Annotated in this window: 19 protein-coding genes and 1 pseudogene; 11 read left to right on the plus strand and 9 right to left on the minus strand. The window is 68.9% G+C overall.

What is annotated here, in order from left to right; translation table 11 throughout:
- The first annotated feature begins 1 nt into the window (after position 1).
- The 4 genes and pseudogenes from E1H18_RS15045 to E1H18_RS15060 all read left to right on the plus strand — a co-directional run bounded on the left by E1H18_RS15045 (position 2) and on the right by E1H18_RS15060 (position 5752).
- Entirely contained in the window at positions 2-1210 is a 1209-nt protein-coding gene (locus E1H18_RS15045) for a winged helix-turn-helix domain-containing protein (RefSeq protein WP_172269813.1), read from the plus strand.
- Between the two features lie 79 nt (positions 1211-1289).
- Positions 1290-2109 (plus strand): annotated as a pseudogene (locus E1H18_RS15050) (response regulator transcription factor).
- A gap of 2 nt (positions 2110-2111) precedes the next feature.
- Positions 2112-3476, plus strand: a complete 1365-nt coding sequence (locus E1H18_RS15055) for a FecR domain-containing protein (protein WP_172269817.1) — start codon at positions 2112-2114, stop codon at positions 3474-3476.
- A gap of 5 nt (positions 3477-3481) precedes the next feature.
- Entirely contained in the window at positions 3482-5752 is a 2271-nt protein-coding gene (locus E1H18_RS15060) for a CHASE2 domain-containing protein (RefSeq protein WP_370526536.1), read from the plus strand.
- Here the strand turns inward: E1H18_RS15060 and E1H18_RS15065 are convergent.
- On the minus strand, positions 5749-6231 hold the full coding sequence (locus tag E1H18_RS15065; RefSeq protein WP_241736042.1) for a hypothetical protein: 483 nt from the start codon (positions 6229-6231) through the stop codon (positions 5749-5751). The two genes, E1H18_RS15060 and E1H18_RS15065, sit on opposite strands and share 4 nt — an antisense overlap.
- A gap of 56 nt (positions 6232-6287) precedes the next feature.
- A complete protein-coding gene (locus E1H18_RS15070) occupies positions 6288-6464 on the minus strand; it encodes a hypothetical protein (protein WP_172269819.1) in 177 nt (58 codons plus the stop codon).
- Between the two features lie 428 nt (positions 6465-6892).
- Between E1H18_RS15070 and E1H18_RS15075 the strand changes: the two genes are divergently transcribed.
- The 5 genes from E1H18_RS15075 to E1H18_RS15095 all read left to right on the plus strand — a co-directional run bounded on the left by E1H18_RS15075 (position 6893) and on the right by E1H18_RS15095 (position 12637).
- On the plus strand, positions 6893-7420 hold the full coding sequence (locus E1H18_RS15075; protein ID WP_172269820.1) for an RNA polymerase sigma factor: 528 nt from the start codon (positions 6893-6895) through the stop codon (positions 7418-7420).
- An 85-nt stretch (positions 7421-7505) separates the two neighbouring features.
- Positions 7506-8483 carry a FecR domain-containing protein gene (locus E1H18_RS15080; protein WP_172269822.1) on the plus strand — a complete coding sequence of 326 codons (978 nt, stop codon included), beginning with the start codon at positions 7506-7508 and terminating at the stop codon, positions 8481-8483.
- A 42-nt stretch (positions 8484-8525) separates the two neighbouring features.
- Complete coding sequence (locus E1H18_RS15085; protein WP_241736043.1) at positions 8526-10901, plus strand: TonB-dependent receptor; 2376 nt, start codon at positions 8526-8528, stop codon at positions 10899-10901.
- Positions 10902-11030: 129 nt separating this feature from the next.
- Positions 11031-11864, plus strand: coding sequence for a glycosyltransferase family 2 protein (locus E1H18_RS15090; protein WP_172269824.1), 834 nt, complete (start codon positions 11031-11033; stop codon positions 11862-11864).
- 5 nt (positions 11865-11869) lie between these two features.
- Complete coding sequence (locus E1H18_RS15095) at positions 11870-12637, plus strand: polysaccharide deacetylase family protein (protein WP_172269826.1); 768 nt, start codon at positions 11870-11872, stop codon at positions 12635-12637.
- 7 nt (positions 12638-12644) lie between these two features.
- On the opposite strand, the gene E1H18_RS15100 is transcribed toward E1H18_RS15095, so the two are convergent.
- The gene (locus E1H18_RS15100) at positions 12645-12770 is read right to left on the minus strand and encodes a hypothetical protein (protein ID WP_172269828.1); all 126 of its coding nucleotides are present in this window, start codon (positions 12768-12770) and stop codon (positions 12645-12647) included.
- A 90-nt stretch (positions 12771-12860) separates the two neighbouring features.
- Positions 12861-14324 (minus strand): protein adenylyltransferase SelO, encoded by a 1464-nt coding sequence (locus E1H18_RS15105; RefSeq protein WP_370526523.1) that lies wholly within the window; start codon positions 14322-14324, stop codon positions 12861-12863.
- 262 nt (positions 14325-14586) lie between these two features.
- On the opposite strand from E1H18_RS15105, the gene E1H18_RS15110 reads away from it, so the two are divergent.
- Both E1H18_RS15110 and E1H18_RS15115 read left to right on the plus strand, forming a co-directional pair.
- On the plus strand, positions 14587-17094 hold the full coding sequence (locus E1H18_RS15110) for a TonB-dependent receptor (RefSeq protein ID WP_172269830.1): 2508 nt from the start codon (positions 14587-14589) through the stop codon (positions 17092-17094).
- 202 nt (positions 17095-17296) lie between these two features.
- A complete protein-coding gene (locus E1H18_RS15115; RefSeq protein ID WP_172269832.1) occupies positions 17297-19720 on the plus strand; it encodes a M20/M25/M40 family metallo-hydrolase in 2424 nt (807 codons plus the stop codon).
- A gap of 15 nt (positions 19721-19735) precedes the next feature.
- Here the strand turns inward: E1H18_RS15115 and E1H18_RS15120 are convergent, their stop codons facing one another.
- The 5 genes from E1H18_RS15120 to E1H18_RS15140 form a co-directional block, all read right to left on the minus strand.
- On the minus strand, positions 19736-21616 hold the full coding sequence (locus E1H18_RS15120) for an AMP-binding protein (RefSeq protein ID WP_172269834.1): 1881 nt from the start codon (positions 21614-21616) through the stop codon (positions 19736-19738).
- Positions 21617-21723: 107 nt separating this feature from the next.
- Positions 21724-21942 (minus strand): hypothetical protein, encoded by a 219-nt coding sequence (locus E1H18_RS15125; RefSeq protein ID WP_172269836.1) that lies wholly within the window; start codon positions 21940-21942, stop codon positions 21724-21726.
- A gap of 83 nt (positions 21943-22025) precedes the next feature.
- Positions 22026-22208: a DUF3606 domain-containing protein gene (locus E1H18_RS15130; protein WP_047413801.1), complete on the minus strand. Its 183-nt coding sequence runs from the start codon at positions 22206-22208 to the stop codon at positions 22026-22028.
- Complete coding sequence (locus E1H18_RS15135) at positions 22208-22372, minus strand: hypothetical protein (RefSeq protein ID WP_172269838.1); 165 nt, start codon at positions 22370-22372, stop codon at positions 22208-22210. The genes E1H18_RS15130 and E1H18_RS15135 overlap by 1 nt, the downstream gene beginning before the upstream one ends.
- Positions 22373-22430: 58 nt before the next feature.
- A complete protein-coding gene (locus E1H18_RS15140; protein ID WP_172269840.1) occupies positions 22431-23414 on the minus strand; it encodes a tetratricopeptide repeat protein in 984 nt (327 codons plus the stop codon).
- Between the last annotated feature and the right edge of the window lie 135 nt (positions 23415-23549).

Consider the following 23549-nt stretch of genomic DNA (forward strand, 5'->3'; position numbering starts at 1 on the left):
CATGGTCGAGACCCTTTCCGCCGTTGAGGCGCGGCACATCGCGCTGGCGGCGCAAGGCTTCGGCCGGGCCCGTCCGGCCAAGCCCGGCAAGCGCCACCTGCTGTCGACGATCGAGAACCTGGGCGTCGTGCAGATCGACTCGGTCAATGTCGTCTCGCGCTCGCACTACCTGCCGCTGTTCTCGCGTCTTGGGCCCTATGACCGTCAGCAGCTAGAGCAGCTGGCCTGGGGCCAGACGCCGGCCCTGGCCGAGTACTGGGCGCACGAGGCCTCGCTGACGCCGCTCTCGACCCACCCGCTGCTGCGCTGGCGGATGCAGGACGCGGCCGAGGGCGTCGGGGTCTGGAAGAACGTCTCGGGCTTCCTGCGCAGCCACGCCGAGTTCATCGACCAGGCGCTGGACGCGGTGCGCACGCGCGGTCCTCTGGCGGCCTCGGAGCTGGACCTGGGCGCCAAGGGCGAAGGCGGCTGGTGGGGCTGGAGCGAGGGCAAGCGGGCCATGGAGTGCCTGTTCTGGACCGGCCGCCTGACCACCGCCACGCGGCGCGGCAGTTTCGAGCGGGTCTATGACCTGCCCGAGCGCGTGCTGCCGCCGCGGATCCACGACGCCCCAACGCCCGGCCGCGCCGACGCCTGCCGCCAGCTGCTGACCATCGCCGCCCGCGCCATGGGCGTGGCCACCGAGCGCGACCTGCGCGACTATTTCCGTCTCGGGGTCGCCGATGCGCGCCAGGGCGTGGCCGACCTGGTCGAAGCCGGCGTCCTCGCGCCCGTCACCGTGAAGGGCTGGGACCAACCGGCCTATCTGTGGCCCGACGCGCGCCGGCCTCGTTCGGTGAAGGGGTCCGCCCTGCTCTCCCCGTTCGACAACCTGATCTGGTTTCGCGAGCGCACCGAGCGGATGTTCGGCGTCCGCGTGCGGTTGGAGATCTACACCCCGGCTCACAAGCGCACCCACGGCTACTATGTCCTGCCGTTCCTGCAGGACGAGGCGATCACCGCCCGCGTCGACCTCAAGGCCGATCGCAAGGCCGGCAAACTGCTGGTTCTGGCCGCCCACGCCGAGCCCGGCGCGAACGATCAGACACCGCACGCCCTGGTGGAGGAGCTGGAGGCCATGGCAAGATGGCTCGGCCTGGACGCAGTGGAGGTGCGACCGGTGGGAGACCTGCCCCCCAAACTGAGTCCATCCATCGGCGCCGCGACTTGATCCAGGTCACAAACGAGACTGTAAAGCATTGTAAAAACACCGTTCGAAGTCGAGCGAACCTGAGCCGGGCGATATAGACATGAAGAGCTGGTCGCCTGCTCGTCGCCCCACCGACAGCGAGCTTCCCGCGGCGCATCCCGCTCCCCCGCGGGATGCGCCACCTCCCCAGCATAAGTGAACGCATGAAAGTCGCCCTGCTCGACGACGATCAAAGCCACAACGCGCTTGTGGCCTCGGTGCTCGAACCGGCGGGCTTTACGTGTACGAGCTTTACCCAGCCGACGCGCCTGCTGGCGGAACTGCGCAAGCAGACCTTTGACCTGATCATCCTGGACTGGAACATGCCCGAGCTGTCGGGGGTCCAGACCCTCAAGCTTTTGCGCGAGGATCCGTCCACCGCGCCGCCCGTGCTGCTGCTGACCAGCCGCTCGGTCGAGGCCGACCTGGTCGAGGGGCTGAACGCCGGCGCCGACGACTACATCGTCAAGCCGCTGCAGCCGCAGGTGCTGCTGGCCCGGGTCAACGCCGTTGTGCGCCGCATCCATCGCGCGCCGATGTCGCCGCAGGTCGAGCACTACGGCCCCTACCGCCTGGACCCCGGCGCCCAGACCGCCAGCTGGGCTGGCCAGGTCGAAGCCTTGACGCCAAAGGAATTCCAGCTGGCGTCCCTGCTGTTCAACAATCTGTCGCGCCCGCTGTCGCGCGAGTATCTGCTGCGCCGCATCTGGGGCCAGCGCCCGGACCTGGAGACGCGCACCCTGGACGCGCACATCTCGCGCCTGCGAGCCAAGCTGCACCTGCGTCCCACCAACGGTTTCCGACTCAGCACCGTCTACGGTTTCGGGTATCGTCTGGAAGCCTGCGATCCCGAGACCGCGGGCGCGAGTAGCGGAGACTAGGCATGACCAAGGCTGCGGGGGCGAGCCTTCTGTTCCTTCTGGCGATGACCGGCCAGGCCCACGCTCAAGCCGGGGCCGAGCCGCCGGTGGCCTATGTGGTCAAGCCGGGCGACACGCTGATCGGCCTGGGCCGCGCTTACCTGAACCGTCCCGACGACTATCGGACGGTGCAGAAGACCAACCGCGTCAGCAAGCCCACGCGCCTCCAGCCTGGCTCGCGGCTGCACATCGACCCCAACCTGCTGAAGTCGGCCCCGATCGCCGCCAGCATCTCGGCTTTCAGCGGCCCGGTGCAGGTCGAGGCCAATGGCCAGCGCATCCCCGCCCGCGTCGGCATGCCCCTGGCCGAGGGCCAGGTGGTGATCACCGGCCCCGGCGCCTTCGCCACCTTCGAGATGGAAGACGGCTCGCGCGTCACCCTGCCGTCCAACACCCGTGTGCGGATCAACCGCCTGCGCCAGGTGCTGATCAACAACGCCCCCCAGCGGGTGTTTCAGCTGGACCAGGGTCGCGGCACGATCTCGGCGACCCCGGCGACCACGCCCGACGCCCGCTTCGAGGTCCGCACCCCCGTCTCGGTCTCGGCCGTGCGCGGCACCGAATTCCGGGTCGGCGCCGACGGCGACAAAGCCCAAACAGAAGTGCTGAAGGGCGCAGTCGGCGTCGATCTCGGCGCCCTGCCGAAGGGGTCCGCGCCAGTTCAGGCCGGCTTCGGCGTCAGCGCCACGCCCGGCGGCGTCGGCGGCCCGGTGGCCCTGCTCCCCGCCCCGAAGATGGGTCCTGGCGGCCAGACCCAGAGCGACGCGATCGTCCGATTCACCCTGCAGCCGGTGGAAGGCGCGCGCGCCTATCGCCTGCAGCTGGCCCGCGACGCCGGCTTCATCGACATCTTCTCCGAGGTGATGACCGACGCCACCAGCTTCGCCCCGACGGCGGACTTCGGCCAGGTCGCCAACGGCACCTATTTCGTTCGCCTGACCGCGCTGGACCAGGGAGGGCTGGAAGGCTTCCCGGCCGACTACAGCTTCGATCGCGACCTCAACACCCTGACCGCCGGCGCGCCCAGCGACACGCGCGAGGGCAAGCACCGCAAGTTCCTGTTCCGCTGGAGCGCGGCGGGCGAAGGCGTGCGCAACTATCGCTTCCAGATGTTCTCCGACGCCAACGACCAGGTGCCGGTGGTGGACCAGCCGGGCCTGACCGAGCCGCAGGTGACCGTGACCGACCTGCCGGCAGGCGCCTACCAGTGGCGGGTGATCGCCACGCGCTTCAAGGACGGCATCGTCAGCGAAAAGGCAGGCTCGCTGCAACCGCTGCAGATCGGTCAGCCGAAACAGACCGGCCCCTCCAAGCCATCGCGTAAGTGACGAAGATCGCCTCCCGAACCCGCACCAATCCGCCGCCCTCCGGCCGGCTTCTGTCGTGGCTGCTGCTGGCGACCCTGGCCAGCCTGGTCATGGCCGTGTTCGCCATCGCCCCTCCCAAGCGGGTGGACGACGTCCTGTACGACGTCTTGATCCGCGCCGATGGTCGCCCCGCCGATCCTTCGATCCTGATCATCGACATCGACGACCGCAGCCTGGCCCAGCTGGGCGCCTGGCCGTGGTCGCGCACGGTCCATGCCGACATGATCGATCAGCTGGACCAAGCCGGCGCCAAGGCCATCGTCTACGACATCCTGTTCAACCAGCCCGCCGCCGATCCGGCCCAGGACCAGGCGCTGGGCGCGGCTGTCGCCCGCTCAGGCAAGGTCTATCTGCCGCAGTTCCTGGCGGAGGGCGAAGGCGAGGCTCCCTCCCGCGTCATCGGCCCCGTCCCCAGCGTCGCCGCCGGCGCGGCCGGCGTCGGCCTGGCCCACGTCCGGTTCGACGACGACGGCGTGGTTCGCCGCATGGCGCCGTTCGAAGCCCATGGACCTGCGCTGAGCCCCGATCTCGTCACCGTCGTCCACCGCGCCACCCGGCCGCAGGACGGTCCCGATCCGACCCGCGGCGCCGAACAAACCCTGCTGGTGCCGTTCGCCGGACCGCCGTCGATCTACCGCCATGTCAGCTTCTCCAGCGTGCTGCAGGGCGAAGTGCCGGCCGAACTGATCGCCGGCCGCACGGTCTTCATCGGCATGACCGCGCCGGGCCTGGGCCCCGCCTTCCCCACCCCGGTGACCCCCGACGCGGCCAGCATGACCGGCGTGCAGCTGCAAGCCAGCGTCCTGGATGGCCTGCGCAGCGGCCAGATGATCACCCCGGTCGGTCCGTTCGGCCGGGTGGTCTTCACCTTGACCCTGCTATGGCTGCTGATGGCCGGCCTGCTGGTGCTGCCGCCGCGCGCCAACCTGGTGCTGACCATCGGCCTGTGCCTGGTGGGCCTGGCCTATTCGGCGGCGATGTTCTGGCTGGGCCGCATCTGGCTGTCGCCGATCGCCACCGTCATCGGCCTCAAGATCGTCGCCCTGGTCTGGGGCTGGACTCAGTTGGGCCGGGTCAACGATCTGCTCAGCCACGAACTGGCCCGCATCCGCACCATTGCTCGTGGCCGCAAGCCCGCCGCCCCGGTCGGCTTCGAGGGCGACGTCGTGGCCCGCCAGGCCTCCAGCCTGGGCGAGGCCATCAGCCATATCGACGACCTGCGCCGGTTCTCGGCCGACGCCCTGTTCAGCCTGCCCGACGCCACCCTGGTGGCCAACATCCGTGGCCGGGTGATCGCCGCCAACGCCGCCGCCGAGGCGCTGTTCAAGTCGTTGCCGCCGCAGGGCGCCTCACTGGCCGACCTGATCAACACCCTGGAGCCGCTGGGCCACCGCTTCGAGCTGGATTGGCCGCAGGCGACGGAGCGCCACGCCCCGATCGACCTGCACCTGGCCGACGGCCGGGCCTTCCACCTGCAGACCGTGTTCCGCCGCGACGCCCAAGGCGCGCCGGCCGGCTGGATCGTGCGGCTGGCCGACATCTCGATCCTCACCGCCGCCATGCGCCAGCGCGAACAGGCGCTGCAGCTGCTGACCCACGACATGCGCTCGCCGCAGACCTCGATCCTGGCCCTGCTGGCCACGACCCCGGACGTGCCGCCGGAGCTGGCCGAGCGGATCTCGGCCTATGCCCGCCGCACGCTGGCGCTGGCGGACGGCTTCGTGCAGCTGGCGCGCGCCGAGGTCACGCCGGTGTTCCTGGAGCCCGTCGACCTTTCCGACGTCGCCGTCGAGGCCATCGACGAGGTCTGGCCGCAGTCGGCTCAGCGCAAGATCCGCATCGAACAGGTCGGCGGCGACGCGCCGCTTATGGTTCTGGGCGATCGCAGCGTCCTGGCCCGCACCCTGGTCAATCTGCTGGGCAACGCCGTGAAGTACGGCCCCGAGGGCTCGGCCATCACCGTCGCCCTGTCCGAGCGCCCTTCCGACAGCGGCCCGACGGTCGAGGTGTCGGTCGCCGACCAGGGCCCGGGCTTCTCACGCGAAGAGGCCGCCACCGCCTTCCGCCCGTTCCAGCGCTTCGAGCGTCCGGGATCGGAGGCCGCCGGCGGCGCTGGCCTGGGCCTGGCCTTCGTGCACGCGGCCATCGCCCGCCATGGCGGGGAGGTCTCGTGCCGCAGCGAACCCGGCGTCGGCTCGGAATTCACCGTCAGCTTGCCCCGCCACGGAGTGGGCTAGGCGGCCTTCGCTGTCAGCCGCAGCGCCTTGACCAGCAAATCGGCGACGACGGCGGGCGTTTCCTTGCGTGCGCGCACCGAGGACCAGGCCAATGTCTTGCCCGTCTTGGCGTCCAGCACCGCCAGGGTGACGGCGCGGACGGGGCCCTTGCGATTCCAAGGCCGTATCGGCGGGATCGGGCTGCGCCAGGTGGGCGAGGCGTTCTCAGCCGCGGCCGTCGATACCCCCATCGTGCTGGGAGCCAGCGACACGCCGACCTGAATCAGGAAATCGGGCCTAGCGCCGACCTGCGCGCCCAGGCGGCTGATCGCCTCGGCCTGGACCGCCTGAGCGAAGGCGTCTTCCGCAGGGCTGGCCGGGGCGCCGACGGTCGCCCCCTGCAGGACGGTGACGTCGCCCTCGCCGATAGCGCGCGGCGAGGCGCAGGCGCTCAGGGCCAGCAAGCCGGCCGCAACCAGCATAGGCGTCCAGGTCCGCATGATCGGCCTCCCCAAAAGTTCCGACATGTGAACGATAACCCCAGCGCCTCGTCAGGTCACGCCAGCCACGCGCCCACGGTCACGCCGCCGAACACGATCAGCGCCCAGGCTGCGGCGGCGGCCAGGATCGCGAGAACGATCGGAGCATAGCGGCGACGTCTGCGCTGCGGCGGGCGCTGTGACACCGTCTGATGTCGCACGCCGCGGCGGATCTGGATGTCGATCGGGCTCATTCCGGGCCCTCCCTTAGCCGCAACCGTGGGAGGTTAACGACGCCCACGCCATTACGACCAGTCACGAGCCTGCTGTTTTTACAATGGATTACATTGCCGGCTTGCACAGCCTGCGGACGAATTAGACCGCACTCCGACCGAAGTCGTCAAAACATCCAGGCGGATAAAGACGTTATCGCCCCACGCAAGCCGCCGCGACATTTCGCCACATAAAGCCAAGTCCAGGCGCCCCCCTTCTCGACTCAGGGTTGGTGAAATCATGAGCTGGACAACAGAAACCGGGACATTCTCGTCAAAGGCCTTCGAATTGTCTGGTCAATGTCCTGAATGGTCCTCGACTGTCGCTCGAACTAACGATCGTCTTTCGATCAAAAAGATGGATAGTGCGGCGCCATTAGGGGCGGGCATCGGTGGATACGGGAGATTCTTTGAGCGTCACGGACTCGGACAAGGCCTTGCTGCTTGGCCTGTACGAGCAGAAGCGCGCCAATCTGGCGCGTTTCTACGCGGCGCGTCTGGGCTCCCGCGCCGAGGCTGAGGACCTGGTGCAGGATCTCTACATCCGCATCAGCGGCATGGAGCATGTCGGGCCGATCGACAATCCATCCGCCCTGCTGCACCGCATCGCCTCGAACCTGATGCTGGACCGGCTGCGCAGCCAGAAGCGCTCAGGCGCGCGCGACGCCGACTGGCGCGCGGTCAACACCGTCGCCATGGCCGGTCACGATGTCGCCGATGAGCCGACCGCCGAGGCCGTCGTCGAGAGCCGTCAGCGCCTGAAGGCCCTGGTCGACGCCGTCGAGGACCTGCCGGGCAAGACCAAGCAGGCCTTTCAACTGCACAAGCTGGAGGGCTTCAGCCACGCCGAAACCGCCCGTCGCATGGGCATCAGTATCAGCACCGTGGAAAAGCACATAAGCTCTGCCTTGAAGACCCTGACGAGGCGGCTCCGTTGATTTATGACATGTCGCATGGGGGATGGCGCAGAACGGCGACGTCTATGGGCCAGGGGATGATGGATCCTCGTGGGAGCACCACCGGATGAGCCGGTCAGCGCAACATCTGCAGGAGGCGGCCGATTGGCTGACCAGGCTGCAGCGGCCGGAGGTCGATGAGACCGACTGGCTGGCGTTCGACGCCTGGCTTTCCGAGCCCGGCGCGCAGGAGGCGTATGACGCCATCCAGGCCGTGGACGAAGAGATCTTCCACCGGGGTCCAGCCATGCGCTCAGCCCTGACCAAGCCCCGCACCGCGACCGCCAGGCAGCCGTTCGCTGTCGACTGGCGCTGGCTGGGCGGCCTGGGCGCGACCGCCGCCGCCCTCGCCGTCGCTGTGACGGTGGCCCCGTGGGGCGAGCTGTTGCCGCAACCCGACACCCTGTACACGACCGCCAAGGGCGAAAGTCGCGCGGTGCAGCTGGCCGACGGCAGCCACATCGACCTGAACACCGACTCGCACCTGTCCGTGCGCCTGGAGAAGGACGCCCGCCGCGTCACCGTCCACGATGGCCAGGCCCTGTTCGACGTAGCGCACGACGCCCATCGTCCCTTCCTGATCACGGCCGGCGACGAGACCGTGCGCGTGGTCGGCACCAAGTTCGACGTCCGCCGCCGCGACGGCCAGCTCAGCATCACCGTGCTGCGCGGCCTGGTCGAGGTCTCGACCGACGGTCAGGATGAGCCGGTGCGCCTGCGTCCCGGCCAGATGCTGGAGCACACCGAAGGCGCGGCCAGCATCACGGTCAGCAAGGTCGCCGCTGAGGACCAGGTCGGCTGGAAGTCGGGCCGACTGATCTATCGCGACCAGCCGCTGGGCCGTATCGTCAGCGACATCAACCGCTATTTCGACCGACCGCTTCGCCTCGAAGGCGAAAACACCGCAGACCTTCGGTTTACCGGCGTATTGATCGTGGATGGCCAGGATGCGATGGTCCGCCGCCTTTCTAGCTTGATGCCGATTTCGGCGACGCCGACCGATGATGCGATTGTCCTGCGCGGAAGGCCGTCCGCTTCACATTAGCGCTCCTGAGCGGGTCCGGCCCTGAGCCGGGCCTGCATCTTCTTGGCCGCCGCCATCCTGGCGACGAGCGGCCGCGCGGCGATCGCCGCGGACCAGCGCGTGCGCCTGGACATCCGAAAGCCCACCGCCGCCGAAACCCTGATCGAGCTGGGAATCCGCATGGGCGTCAGCCTGGGCGGCGTCGAAGCCTGCAAGGGCCCCGGCGTTCCCCTCATTGGCCCCTATACGCTGAAAGAGGCTCTGGACCGGCTGACCTCCGAGGGCGGGGGCTGCCGCTACGCGTTCATCGACGCGCGCACGGTGCGTTTCTGGCTGCCGCCCCCGCCAGCGCCGGCGCGGTTCAGGCCCCTTCCCCAGCCAGCGCTCGCACAGCCTGAAACGATCGCCCCCCTGGCCCCGCTGGTGATCAGCGCCGGCAAGCGCCCCGCGCGCCTGGGCAGTTTGCCCGGCGGGGTCAGCGTCATCGGCGCATCGCAGTTGCAGGACACCGGCGTCGGCGAAACGGCTTCGGTCTCCCGCCAGACCGCCGGCTTCATCACCACCAATCTGGGCGCGGCACGGAACAAGATCCTGCTGCGCGGCCTGTCAGACGGCACCTTCACGGGTCGCACCCAGTCGACGGTCGGGACCTATCTCGACGACCTGCCGGTCAACTACAACGCGCCCGATCCGGACCTGCGGCTGATCGATGTCGACCGGGTCGAGGTGATGCGTGGCCCGCAAGGCGCCCTGTACGGCGGCGGGTCCCTGAGCGGGGTCTACCGCATCGTCACCCGCACCCCGGAGCTGGGCGCCTGGTCAGCCTCGCTCGGCGCGACCACGGCCAGCACCCAATCCGGTTCGGACAGCTACCGCCTGGAAGGCGTCGTCAATGCGCCGACCAGCCAGAACTCGGCGCTGCGGGCAGCGGCCTACTACGATCTTGACGGCGGCTATCTGGACGACGTCGCCCTGCGCCTGTCCAACGTCGACAGCACAACTCGCCGAGGCGGCCGGGCGGTCTGGCGCGCCGATCTCGGCGACTGGCAGGTGCGATTGAGCGCGGCCGGCCAGACCATCTCGTCCAAGGACACCCAGTACGTCACTCTGGCCCCGACGGGTCCGCGCCGCGCCAACCAGGTACGCGAGACCCACCAGAATCGCCTGGGCCTGGCCTCGATGAAGATCACCGGGTCCGGCGACTGGGGCCGGCTTGAGGCCGTGACCGGCTATGTCACCCATCGCTTCGCCAGCCGCTACGACGCCACCCTGTCGCTCAGCCAGTTCTCCGAGCAGGCCATCGAGCTGGGCGTCTATGACGAGCGCTCCAAGGTGCGGATGGCCGTGCAGGACGTGCTCTACACCGGCCCAGAGCGCGGCCGGCTGCGCTGGCTGATCGGGGCCTTCACCGCCACCAGCATCGAGGAAAGCGACGCCGACCTGCGCGCCCGCACCGCCGCCATGACCCGCAGCGTCTATGACGAGGACCGCAAGGATCGACTGAACGAATACGCCCTCTATGGCGAGGCCAGCTATGACCTGGGCGGCGGCTGGCGGATCGCGGCCGGCGGCCGCAAGTTCAGGACCACCGTCCACACCCGCTCCTACGTCACCGCCCCAGCGCCGGGGCAGTCGCGCGACCTGGACCGCAAGGCCGGCTTCGAGGGCTTCTCGCCCAAGCTGTCCCTCCAGCGCGAGCTGCCGCACGGCGGCCTGATCTATCTGCTGACCTCGGAGGGCTATCGCGCTGGCGGGTTCAACTCCGGAGGCCTGGTCACGCCCAGCGAGACCCGCCGCGTCTTCCGCCCCGACCACCTGCGCAACTACGAAGCGGGGATGACGCTGAATCCCTGGAACGGGCGGATCAGCCTGCGTACGGCGGTGTTCTATGACGACTGGCGCAACATCCAGACCGACCAGTATTTCGCCTCGGGCCTGTCCTACACCGCCAACATCGGCGACGGCCGCAACCGCGGGGTCGAGGTCGAGACCGCCTGGCGCGCCACGCCGCGCCTGACCCTGTCGGCCAACGCCCTGTTCAACGATCCCCAGCTGACCCGCATCGCGCCCGGCTATGGCGTCACCGACAGCGCCCGCCTGCCCGGCGTGCCCGACGTCTCGTTCGGCAGCTTGGTGACCTATCATCGCCCCGTCACGACGCGCACCACGCTGATGCTGACCGCCGAAACCGGCTACATCGGCGAATCGCGGCTGACCTTCGACCCGCGCTATTCGCCGACCATGGGCGGCTACTACACCGGCAAGCTGTCGGCCCAGCTGCTGACCGACCGCTGGCGCGCGGCCCTGTTCGTCAGCAATCCCTGGAACAGCTCCAGCGACACCTTCGCCTACGGCAATCCGTTCAGCTTCGGCCAGGTGCGCCAGGTGACGCCGCAGCGCCCGCGGACCTGGAGCCTGGCGCTGAGCGCCAACTTCTAGGCGCATCCCCTTCGCAAACCCGTTGCACGGTCGCAACATTTCTCCGGCCGGGAGCGGGGGGCGGCCCGAACCGGCGACGTCATCACATCGAAGCGGTTGCGGGGGCGGCCGCTCACCGAGGATGTGAGTATGACCAAGCTTTCAGCCCTGATCTGCGTGCACAACGAGGAACAGCGCCTGCACGGCTGCCTGTCGGCGCTGTCGTTCTGCGACGAGATCGTGGTGGTGGCCGATCGCTGCAGCGACGGAACCGAGGCCATCGCCCGCCAGTACGGCGCCGTGGTCGTGTCCGGCATCTTCCCGGTCGAAGGCCCGCGCAAGCATGCCGGCATCGCTCGCTGCACCGGCGACTGGATTCTGGAGCTGGACGCCGACGAAGGCGTCACGCCCGCGTTCGGCGAGGAGATCCGCGCGACCATCGAGGGCGCGAACCCCGCCGACTGGTACCAGATCCCGGTCGACAACTACGTGGGCGACCAGCTGGTGCGTCACGGCTGGGGCGGCTCGTTCGGCACCTCGTCGGCCGCCCGCCTGTTCCGCCGCGGTCACAAGTCGTGGAAGAACGAGCGCGTCCACCCCGGCGCAAAGCTGCAAGGGACCTTTGGCGGCCGTCTCACCCAGCCGCTGAACCACATGGTCGACGAGGACATCGCCGACATGTTCGCGCGCCTTGGCCGCTACACCGCCCTGAAGGGCCAGGATCTGGCCGATAACGGCAAGATCAAGAGCCTGGCCGACGACGCTTTCCGCGGCGTGCGGCGGTTCTTCAAGTGCTACGTCTCGCGCAAGGGCTACAAGGAAGGCGATCTCGGCTTCCTGATCTCGCTGATGGCGGCCCTGTATCCGATCCTGTCGAACCTGCGGGCTCGCGAGATCATCCGCAACCGTGCCTGCGAAGCCAAGCCCGCCTACGCCGCGCCAGCCGCCGTGCCGCTGCGCCTGGCCGAGGCCGCCGGCCAGTAAGCCGGATGGCGCGTCTGTCCCTCGTCTTCCGGCTGGCGCTGGGCTCGGAGCTGAAACTCTGGGCCAAGGCCGGCCGTACGCCCGTACTGTGGTGGCGAGACGACGACGCGCGCTCGCCGACCGGAGCGCTGGAGCAGCTCCTGGCGCTGTCCCATCGCCATGACGCCCCCCTGACCCTCGCCTCGATCGCCGGTCCCAGCTTGCCGGCTCTGGTTCGCCGCCTGGAGGCCGAGCCGGGCATCGAGATCGCCGTTCATGGCTTCCGCCACATCAACCGCCAGCCCGACGGCCGCGGCTTTGGCGAGATCGTGGCGGAGGACGATGTCGACTGGGTTCGCGGCCAGCTGCTCACGGCGGTGACGACCTTTCACCGCGCCGGCGCCGCGCCGACCCTGTTCGTGCCGCCGTGGAACAACCTGGCGCCGCAGCTGCTGGCGGCCCTGCCCGACTCGTCGATCCTGGCGGTGTCGGGCTTCGACCAGCCCAATGCGGCAGGCCGCCTGGATACGCACCTGGACGTGCTGCGCTGGAAAGATGGCGCACGCTTCCGCGGCGCCTGGAAGTTCCTGTCGCGGATGCGGCGGCTACTGGCTCAGCGTCGCAGGGCCGCCCAGTGGGACGAGCCGATCGGCCTCCTGACCCATCACCTGGATCACGACCGCGACACTTGGCTGTTCCTGGAGCGGTTCCTGGCCGTCTTCCCGATCCGCGCGCGGCGGGAAATCATGGCTGAAACGGCGGGCGCGCCCCTGACCGAGGCGCTGTCCGCCTAGATCCGCTCTAGGCGGGTTCGCGGTTGTCGCGCAGGCACTCGCCGATGGCGCGAGCGCAGCCCGGCAGGCCCAGAGCGCCGACGAACGACATCGCCACGGCGCAAACCAGCATGATCGGTTGGAAGATACGCATGGGTCGGCTCCGCGCGGTTCTGTTCGCTGGCACTGTGCCGCAACTGTAAGACGGAACCTTGACGGTTGTTCCGGGCGCGAACAAAAAAATTCAGAACGCGGCTTTTTTGTTGTCCAGCTGGCCCAGCCCATAGGCTCGGCGCGCCTCCTCGATCCGGCCCAGCTTGGCATGCAGCGCCGCCCAGTCATCCTCGACGGCGATCGGCGCCCACAGCGATTCGACCTCCTCGATCAGCAGCTCTTCCGGCTCCGGACGCTGGAACACCGCTTCGTCCAGGCGCTCGGGCCGCTCCGGCGCATAGTCGCCCAGCAGACTGCGGAAAGCCCGGAACGTCTCGGCGCCGTAGAGCCCCGCACGCGGACCGGCCAGCGCCCGAGCCTCGGACGCCTCGCCACCGAACCAGTCGAAGAAGAACGGCTCCCAGCGCAGGGCGTCGCCGCCCTCGGCCAGGGCCCGGAAGGCGGCATTGACCAGCTCGACATCGTGGTCGGCATCACGCGCCTGCACGCCCAGCCGATCCAGCATCGCTGCGCGAAGGGCCAGGCGATAGGCGTCGGAAAAGCCATTCAGCGCCGCCAGCAACCCGGCCTGGTCGCCGACCAGGGTCAGGCACGCAGCCAGCTGCTGCAGGTTCCAGAACACCGCCTCGGGCTGACGTCCGAAGCTGTAGAGCCCCTGATGGTCGAAATAGGCGGCCACGAAGTTGGGATCGTTGCGGGGCAGGAACCGCCAGGGGCCATAATCGAAGCTCTCGCCCGTCACGACCATGTTGTCGGTGTTGAGCACGCCATGCACGAAGCCCGCCGCCATCCAGCGCGCCAGGAGACGAGCCGTGGCGGCGATCACCGCCTCCAGCAGCGCCGCCGGCCGGTCGGCCGCATCGGCCAGATGCGGATAGTAGGTCTCGACCACGTGGTCGACCAGGACGCCGATCTGGGCGCGCTGGTCGAAATAGGCCAGGCGCTGGAAGGTGCCGAAACGGATGTGGCTGTGCGACAGACGGGTCAGCACCGCCGAGCGCGTCGGGCTGGGCTCGTCGCCGCGGGTCAGGGCCTCGCCCGTCTCGACCAGCGAAAAGGCTCGCGAGGTCGGCACGCCCAGGGCTTCCAGCTGGCTGGCGGCCAGGATCTCGCGCACGCCGCCCTTCAGGGTCAGGCGACCGTCGCCCGACCGCGACCACGGCGTCTGGCCCGAGCCCTTGGTGGCCAGGTCCAGCAGGCGCCCCTTCTTATTGAGGGCCGTCCCCGTCTCGCGCAACTGGGCGAACAGGAAGCCGCGTCCATCGCCGAGGTCGGGATTGTAGCTGCGGAACTGATGGCCGTGATAGCGCATGGCCAGCGGCTGGACCTGATTGTCCGGCAGCGGATCAAAGCGCCCAAAGCGCCGAACCCACTCGGCGTCGTCCAAAGTCTCCAGCCCGACCGTCGCAGCGGCGCGGTCATTGCGGAACCGCAGGATCGTCTCGGGAAAGTCGGCCGGCGCCACCGGATCGGAAAACTCGCCCCCCAGGGCCTGGAAGCGCGGATCGGGACGGTAGGCGGGCGAGTACGGCATCGTCGCCAGATGAGGTCCGCGCGCGACGGCCGCAAGCCCTCATCGAATTTCCGTATTCGAATGTCGATGACGCTCGCCGAACGCTGTCGCTTCCGAGCAACAGCCGACGCAATCACCTTTAGATCACAGGGATTTTAGCTTGCCGAGACGGTAGGCGGCGCCTAACCCTTGGCTATTCATTCGAACAGTCGTTCGAGCGAACCAACGAAAAACAGGCTGGGGGCGGGCAAGCGCGCTTGGCTACAACAAACCGAGGTAGGAAATGCGCTTCAACCAGGTGCTTTGCGGCACTGCGTCCGCTGTTGTCCTGGCCGGCCTTGGCGCTACGAGCGCCGTCCAGGCTCAGGAAATCCAAACCGTCGACAGCATCGTCGTCACCGCTCAGAAGCGGGAACAGAACCTTCAGGACGTGCCGGTCGTGGTGACCGCCGTCGGCGCCAAGCTGCTGCAGGACACCGGCGTCCGCGACATCAAGGACCTGACGATCCTGACTCCCGGTCTGACCGTGACCTCGACCACGTCGGAAGCCTCGACCACCGCCCGCGTCCGCGGCATCGGCACCGTCGGCGACAATCCCGGCCTGGAAAGCTCGGTCGGCATCGTGATCGACGGCGTCTATCGCCCCCGCAACGGCGTCTCGTTCGGCGACCTGGGCGAGATGGACCGCATCGAAGTGCTGAAGGGCCCGCAAGGCACCCTGTTCGGCAAGAACACCTCGGCCGGCGTCATCAACATCGTGACCAAGGAGCCGTCCTTCGAGTTCGGCGGCGAGGCCGAGCTGGTCTATGGCAACTATGACGCCAAGGGCGCATCGCTGTCGGTGACCGGCCCGATCGCCGGCGACAAGATGGCTGGTCGTATCTATTTCGCCGCCCGCGAGCGCGACGGCTTCAACAAGGTCATCACGGGCAAGGGTCCCAGCGATCGCGACCAAGACGGCGATCAGGGCTTCTACACCGTGCGCGGCCAGCTGCTGTTCATTCCGGACGACCGCGCCACCTTCAAGATCATCGCCGACTACACCAAGCGCGACGAGAACTGCTGCGGCGCCGTGCAGATCCGCACCGGTCCGACCGCGGCCATCCTGAACCTGCTCAACGGCGGCCCGGCCCTGGCGACCACCGCCGATCCCTATGCCCGCGTGGCCTATTCGAACCGCGGCGCGCCGTCGTCGGTCGAGGACAAGGGTGTCTCGCTGGAAGGCAATATCGACTTCGACTGGGGCACCCTGACCTCGATCTCGGCCATTCGCGACTGGCGCACCGACAACGGCCAGGACGCCGACTTCTCGACCGCCGACATCACCTATCGCAACAAGGACGGCACGAACTATTCGAAGTTCCGGACCTACACCCAGGAGCTGCGCCTAGCGGGCAAGGCCGGCAAGCTGGATTGGCTGGTCGGCACCTTCCTGGCCGACGAACGCCTGGAGACCCGCGCCAACTTCCTGTTCGGCCGCGACTACGAACAGTATCTGGGCCGCCTGCTGTCGCGCTCGGCGACCAACCCGGCCGGCATCGCCAACTTCGTGTCGCTGCTGACCGGCCGCGCCCCGAACACGACCTTCACCCCGGGCCAGGGCCTGTACGACCGTTACAGCCAGCGTTCGACCACGATCTCGTTCTTCACCAACAACACCTACCAGTTCACCGAAGCCTTCGGCATCACGGCGGGCCTGCGCTACGGCGAAGAGAAGAAGGACCTCTTCACCTACCAGACCAACTCGGACGGCGGCATCGGCTGCGGCACGGCCCTGTCGCCGGCCGGCCAGGCCCGCATCGCCGGCATCGTCGGCGCGGCGGCCACCCCGACCGTCATCGGCAATCTGTGCCTGCCCTGGGCCAACCCGCTGTTCAACGGCCGCGGCACCGAGCAGACGCGCACGGACAAGGAATGGTCGGGCACGATCAAGGCCGCCTACCGCTTCTCGCCGGAAGTGATGACCTACGCCTCGTTCGCCCGCGGCTACAAGGGCGGCGGCTTCAACCTGGACCGCACCCAGTCGTCGAACGGCCTGCCCTCGGGCGGCAACGGCGTGACGCCGATCTACGACACCTCGTTCCCGGCCGAGTTCGTCGACAGCTATGAAATCGGCCTGAAGAACACCCTGTTCAATCGCACGGTGCTCTTCAACGTCACCGGCTTCTATCAGAAGTTCACCGACTTCCAGCTGAACACCTTCCTGGGCACCTCGTTCGCGGTCCGCTCGATCCCGGAAGTGACCTCGAAGGGTATCGACGCCGACTTCCTGTGGTTCACCCCGGTGCGTGGCCTGACCGTCCAGAGCGGCTTCACCTACGCCAAGACCGAGTATGGCAGCGACAAGGTGCCCAACGACCCGACCAACGCCCTGGCCCTGCTGCCCGGCAGCCGGATGTCGCTGGCCCCGCTGTATTCGGCCTCGGGTTCGGTGACCTACGAAACGCAGGTCGGCACGGGCATGAAGGCCCGCTTCAACCTGGGCGCCAAGTACTCGTCCAGCTACAACACCGGCTCGGACCTGTTCCCGCCCAAGATCCAGAAGGGCTTCACGGTCGTGAACGGCCGCGTGGGCCTGGGCGCCGACGACGACAAGTGGATGCTGGAGCTGTGGGCCCAGAACCTGCTCAACGAGAAGTACATGCAGGTGGGCTTCAACGGCCCGCTGCAAGGCTCCTCGGGCCTCAGCGCCACGCAGACGACCTACGTTCCCGCCAACGACACCAACACCTACGACGCGTTCCTGGGCGCGCCGCGGACCTACGGCGTCACCCTGCGCTCGAAGTTCTAGTCAAACCGGGAGGGGGAACCGGAGGCCCTTCGAGGTCCGCCGGCTTTCGGAAGAGGGAAAGGGGCGATCCGGGCGACCGGGTCGCCCCTTTTCTTTTGTCCCGCTTCATCCCCGCTTTTCTCCGGGTTCGGGGCTTTCGGATCGGGCCGCATCACCTCAGCATGGGCGTGGGGGACTTTCTCGACGTCGGAGACCGCGGCCCATGAAGACGATCCGCTTCCTCGGATTCTGGATCTGCCTCGTGATCGGCCTGGCGCTGGGCGCCTGGAGCCAGAGGCCGCCCGCCCCCGTCGCCGCCAATGCGCCGCCCACGGACTTCTCGGCGATGCGCGCCATGGCCGACGTCACCGCCATCGCCAGCGCCCCGCACCCCACTGGCTCGGCGCAGATCGCCAAGGTCCGCGACCATCTCCTGAGCCGCATGACCGAGCTGGGGCTGGAGGTTTCCGTCCGGGTCGGCGAAGGCTTCCTGCCCAATCCCAGCAACGACCGCGTCCTGAACGTGGCGGCGGTGCAGAACCTGATCGGCGTGCTGCCGGGCCAGGACCGCGCCCTGCCGGCCATCCTGGTGATGAGCCACTATGACTCGGTCCACAATTCGCCCGGGGCCGCCGACGATGCGGCCGGCGCGGCTGCAGCCCTGGAAATCGCCCGGGCGCTGAAGGCCGGCGCCCCGCCGGTGCGCGATGTCATCTTCCTGTTCACCGACGCCGAGGAAGCCGGCCTGCTGGGCGCCGACGCCTTCTTCAACCGTGACCCGACGCTGGAGCGGGTGGGGCTGGTCGTGAACATGGAGGCCCGCGGCGACGCCGGCCGCGCGGCCATGTTCCAGACCGGCCCGCAGAACGGCGGCCTGATACGCGTCTTCGCCCGGACGGCCAAGGGTCCGTCGGCCAACTCCATGGCCTCGACCGTCTACGAGAAGATGCCCAACGACACCGACTTCACCCACGCGGTGAAGCGTGGGCTGCCAGGGCTGAACCTGGCCTTCATCGACAATCAGCTGGCCTATCACACGCCGCTGGCCCGTCCCGACCACCTGGACAAGGGCAGCCTGCAGCACATGGGCGACCAGACCCTGCCGACCGTGCGCGCCCTGGCCGACGCCCGCGAGCTGCCGGCCAAGGCGCCGAACGCCATCTATTCCGACGTGCTGGGCCTGTTCCTGGTCAGCTATCCGCCGGTCGTCGGCTGGGGGCTGCTGATCCTCGCCGCCGGCCTGATCGGCTTCACCGCCTGGCGGGCGCTGGCCGGACGCGGCGCCAGCGGCTGGGAGATCGCTCGCGGCATGGCCGGCCTGCTGCTGATCGCGACCAGCGCGGCCCTGGTCCTGCACCTGGCGGGGCGGATGCTGATGGTCACCGACGTCCAGCGCTATTACGGCCTGCTGACCCGCTTCGATCAGTTGCTATGGGGCGCAGCGCTCACCGCGGTCGCCGCCGGCCTGGCCGTCGCCACCGCCCAGGCGCGAGGCGCGGCCCGGATGATCCCGACGATCATCGCCCTGGCCCTGGGCGGCGCGTGCAGCCTGGCTGGCGGCTTCGACCCGATCGGCCTCGGCCTTGGCGTCGCCACCGCCGTGCTGGTGGTCGCCGCCCTGGGCTTCCGGACCTATGTGCTGGGCGCCTGGATCGGCGGGATGATAACGCTGCTGATCCTCAGCGTCGTCGCCCAGGCCCTCGCCCCCGGTGCGACCGTGATGCTGACCTGGCCGCTGCTGATCGCCGCCCTGGGCGCGGCCCTGGTCATCGGCGTGGGCGGCACGCGCGACAAGCGGGTCGCCCTGGCCCTGACCTTCGCCGTTGGAGCGTTGGCAGTCCTCTCGACCGCCCAGCTCAGCGCCTGGGGCGCGTGGACCTTCGCCGGCCTCGGGCTGACCATGCCAGCGATCATGGCCGCCTTCGCCATGCTGGCCGCCCCGGCCCTGTCGCCCCTGGCTCACGACTTCGCCGCCACCCGCTGGGCCTGGCGCGCCGCCGGCGTCCTGGCCGTCGCCGGCCTGGCCCTGATCGCCAACGCCGCCCGCCTGGGCGGCGACGCCGAGCGGCCGGGCATCACCCAGGCCCTGCACCTGGCCGACCTGTCGACCGGCAAGGCCTGGCGTATCGCCGGCCAGCCGCGCCTGGACGCCTGGACCAAGGCGACCCTGCCCGACGACGGCGGCTCCAAGCCCGCCCAGCAGACCCTGGCCCCGTTCTGGAACAAGCCGGTCTGGATGTCCGAGACCCGCCCGGCCCCGGTCGAGGCGCCGCATCTGACCGTCGACCGCCTTGAAAACCGCCTGCTGGTCCGCCTGATCCCAACTGCCGGCGCCGAGCTGGTCAGCATCCGCCTGCGCCCCAGCAGCGCGCTGACCTCGCCGCGCCTGAACGGCCGCCCGATCACGCTGAAGACGGAAGGCGGTCAATGGTCGAGCCTGACCTACCACGCGCCTGATCCGAACGGCGTGACCCTCAGCTTCACCATCGAAGGCGAAGGCTCGGGGAAGGTCGAGATCGCCGCCCTCGAATATCACGAGGGCTGGCCCGACGAGGCCAAGGCCCCGCCTGCCAAGCCGCCCGAGCTGATGGCCTTCGACATGTCCGACAAGACCGCAGTGCTCGTGCGGAGCGGGATGAAGTGGTGACCCTCAGAGCCCGGGTCAGACCCCGAACACCCCCTCGCCCGGGTGCTTGGCGTGCAGCGCCTCGACCCGGTCAGCCCGCCGCTCCAGCGTCGCGCGCTGGTTGACGTAGCCCTTGTCGGTGATCTCGCCGGCGTCGATCGAGGGTGGTTCGGTCAGGATCGTGAACCGCCCCACCCGGCGCGACGAGCCGCCAGCCGCGGCATTGAAGGCCCCGAGCCGTTCGCGGACGATGGCCACCAGCTTCTCCAGGGGCGTCCCCGGGCCGTCATCGGCGACCAGCGCCGCCAGCCCGGCCGGCGAAGGCCACAGCATCGCGCCGATGAAGCCCTTGTCCTGGCCGGTGATCACCGCGTCGTGGATGTAAGGACTGCAGGCGGCGACGATGTCGGGCCGCAGCACGCCCACGCTGACCCAGGTGCCGCTGTCCAGCTTGAAGTCCTCGGTCACCCGGCCGTCGAACACCAGGCCCTTGGCCGGATCCTCCGGATCGACGAACCGCGCCGCGTCGCCCAGCTTGTAGAAGCCCTCCTCGTCGAAGGCGGCCGCGGTCTTCTCTGGATCCTTGTGATAGCCGGCCGCCACCGTCGGCCCTTTCACCCGCACCTCGTACTTCGAGCCGTTGGGGGCCAGCTTCAGCTGAATGCCCGGCAGCGGCAGGCCCACCAGCCCGACCCGCTCGGTGATCCAGTGGGTGACGGTGATGCCTTGGGTCTCGGTCGCGCCATACATGGTGGTCAGCGGGATGCGATGGCCGGTCTCGGCCACGGCCAAGGCCTGCAGTCGCTCATAGACGTCGTTGGACAGGGTCGCCCCGCCATAGCCCATGTAGCGCAGGTTCTTGAAGAACGAGGCGCGCAGGGTCGGGTCGTTCTCCATCGCCTCGGCCAGCATCGAGAAGGCGATCGGGGCCGAGCCGAACACGATCGGCGAGACCTCGTAGAGGTTCTTGATCGTGGTCTCGAACATGCCAGGCAGCGGCTTGCCCTCGTCGATATGCAGAGTGCCGCCGGCCCACAGCGTGCCGTTGAAGCTGATATTGCCGGCCGAGATATGGCTCCAGGGCATCCATTCCAGGCTCTGGGGGATCTCGCCGGTTTCGGGCTCGTCCAGCTTGAGGCCGTCCTGGCCGGCGATCACGCCCGCCATCATGCCGTGGGTCTGGGGCACGGCCTTGGGCATGCCCGTCGAGCCGGAAGTGAAGAGGTACTTGGCCACCGTCGCCGGGCCGACCGCCTCACGAGAGACCCCCACGGCCGCCGTCGGCTCGGTGTTGGCGATCTCAGAGAATGGAACGGCCCCCTCCCCGGTCCCGTCCACCGTGATCACCGCGATCGTCGGGTCGATGGCCTTCAGCGTCGCCAGGGCCTTGTCGAACAGCATACCGCTCTGGGCGAAGACGACGCGCGGCGCCACGCGCTCGAAGCAGTGCCTGAGCTTGGCGTGGTCGGTGGAGATCAGACTGTAGGCCGGACTGATCGGCGCGGCCGGGACGCCAGCGGTGTAGGCGCCCAGGGTCATCAGGGCGTGCTCGATCGAGTTGCCTGACAGGATCATCACGCTGTCATTGGCTTTCAGGCCGCGGTCCAGCAGCCATTGGGCCACGCCCTCGACCGCCCGCAGGGCCTCGCCGTAGCTGACGCCGCGCCAGGGGCCGTGGCCCGGTTCGCGCTGCTTGAGATAGGGCCGCTCCCCGTGCTCGCCGGCCTTCTGCGCCAGCAGATGGGCGATCGAGCGTGGCCCTTCGCCCGGCGGATGGTTGGACGTGATGACGATGGTCCCGTCGGCGCGCCGCTCGACGGTGACGTCCGGCCCCTTCATCGGCAGCGGCTTGAATGGGATGTTGGCGGTCGTTGAAGCAGCGTCGCGCGAGGGCGACGCGCCATCCGGCGGCGTCATGGTCTCACTCCCTCAGATTATCGTTGTTCTGTTGGAAGTGACGGTAGCGGAAACCTGACGCCCGGCAAGGTTGCCGTTCGGGGACCCTGACCTTTGGCGGCCTTGGCTTACGGCCCCTTGCGCTTACGCCGCGCCGCCTTGGCGGAGGCCTCGGCCGCGGTGACCTGGGCGCTGAAAGCCTCCAGATCGACGCCCGACCGTTCGCCACAGGCCGGGCAGTCGATCACCGGCAGCATGCGCACGGCCTCGATCGTCGCCCGCGCTCCCGCACCACATCGCGGGCAGGCAAACTCCAGCTCAACCTCGCCAACGTCCACGCTCGCCATCTGCGCCGCTCCACGTCTCCGACTCGCAAGAGACTATGCAAACGATGACAGACGCGACCGCGCGCGAAAATGACGGCGCGGTCTCAGCGCTTCTTGCCGAGCTCCGCGGCGATGTCCTTGGTCATCCGGCCGACCTTGCGGTGGGCGGCGGTGATCTGGTCGCGGGTGACGCCCCAGCGCTTCATCCAGTACTCGACAGCCTGACGCTCGGAGAGATCCAGACGATCCTTGTCGATGAAGCCGCGCTTGTCCTTGAGGCCGGCCATCAGCGGCTACCCCACGGACGCGAGTCGCCCGAGGCGGCGCGGTTGGCCTGCTGCCGCTGGAACTTGCCGCCGCGGGGGGCCTTGGGACGGGCATCCAGCGACGCCTGCTTCAGGCGCAGGGCTTTCTGCATGGGGGTCTCGGCGGGAGGCGTGTCGGCAGTCATGAATGACCTCATAGCACATCCTCTCCAGCCGTCAGATGCGGATGCGCGGGGACGAGCGCTAGCCCGAGATCTTCGCTTCCAGCTCGCTGATCCGCGCCCGCGTCGCGACGAGGTCCGGGCCGAAGCGGGCCGGGTCCGCGGCGGCGAGACGGCCGGCGATGTCGTAGCTTTCGCGATAGAGGTCCAGGGCCCGCATACGATGGCCCCGATCCTCGCGCAGGTCGGCCAGGCGCTCCAGATTCACCGACAGGGCGCGCTGGGCGCCCGGATCGCCGACTTCGCGGCCGCCGCGCGTGCGGCGCAGGGCCAAGGCTTCTTCGAAGGCCGACAGGGCCGCGTCCAGACGGCCTTCGGCCTCTGCCACATCGCCGACGCCGCACAGCGCGCCGGCCAGCAGTTCGATCGTGTCGTCGGTGGGCCGATCATGGCGCACCTGACGGGCGAAGGAGACCGCGTTCTCATAGGCGTCGGCGGCGTCGTCCATCCGCCCCTGGCCATGGGCGAAGTCACCCAAATCGCGATGGAACAGGGCCCGCTCCTCGTCGGTGGCGGCGGCGCTCTTCATCGCCATCAGAACGCGCGCGCCCTCGGCCCAGGCCTCGGTGCGAGCGGCCGTGACCAGGCGGGCGCGCAGTTCGGCGAAAGTCGGCGGCTTGGGCGGAGGTGGCGGCGCAGGCGCGGCGACCGGTGTCGCCGGGGGCGGAACAGGGGTGGGCGTGACGATGACTTGCGGCTCGGGCTGAGGCGGAATCGGCGGCTCTGCCGGCGGAACCGGCTGGCCATAGGGGATCCAACGTACTTCCGGCGCCTCGCCCAGCGCCAGAGGCTTTGAACGCGCTTTGCGCCTGGCCGGAAGCAGGGCGGCGATCACGAGCCCTCCGCCCGCGATCGCCGCCACTATCCCGACGATCGGGCGATGCGGCTCGAACGGTCCGAGATCGAGAGACGTGGCCCAGTTCCCCAGCGAGCCCCAGCCCGCCACCACGTATCCCGACGTCGCCAGGATCCCCCCCAAGACGATCCCAACCAATCGCGCCAACATCACGTCCCCCCAGACGTTGTCCCGAGTAAAAGAAAGACCCTCCCCAGGGCTCTCCTTCGCCAGGCCGCGCAGATCAGCGCACGGTCTGGTTTGCGTCGAGCCGTCTCAACCCGCAGGGGAAGGTCGCCGCGCCAT

Source organism: Caulobacter sp. RHG1 (genome assembly GCF_013181195.1).
GTDB lineage: Bacteria > Pseudomonadota > Alphaproteobacteria > Caulobacterales > Caulobacteraceae > Caulobacter.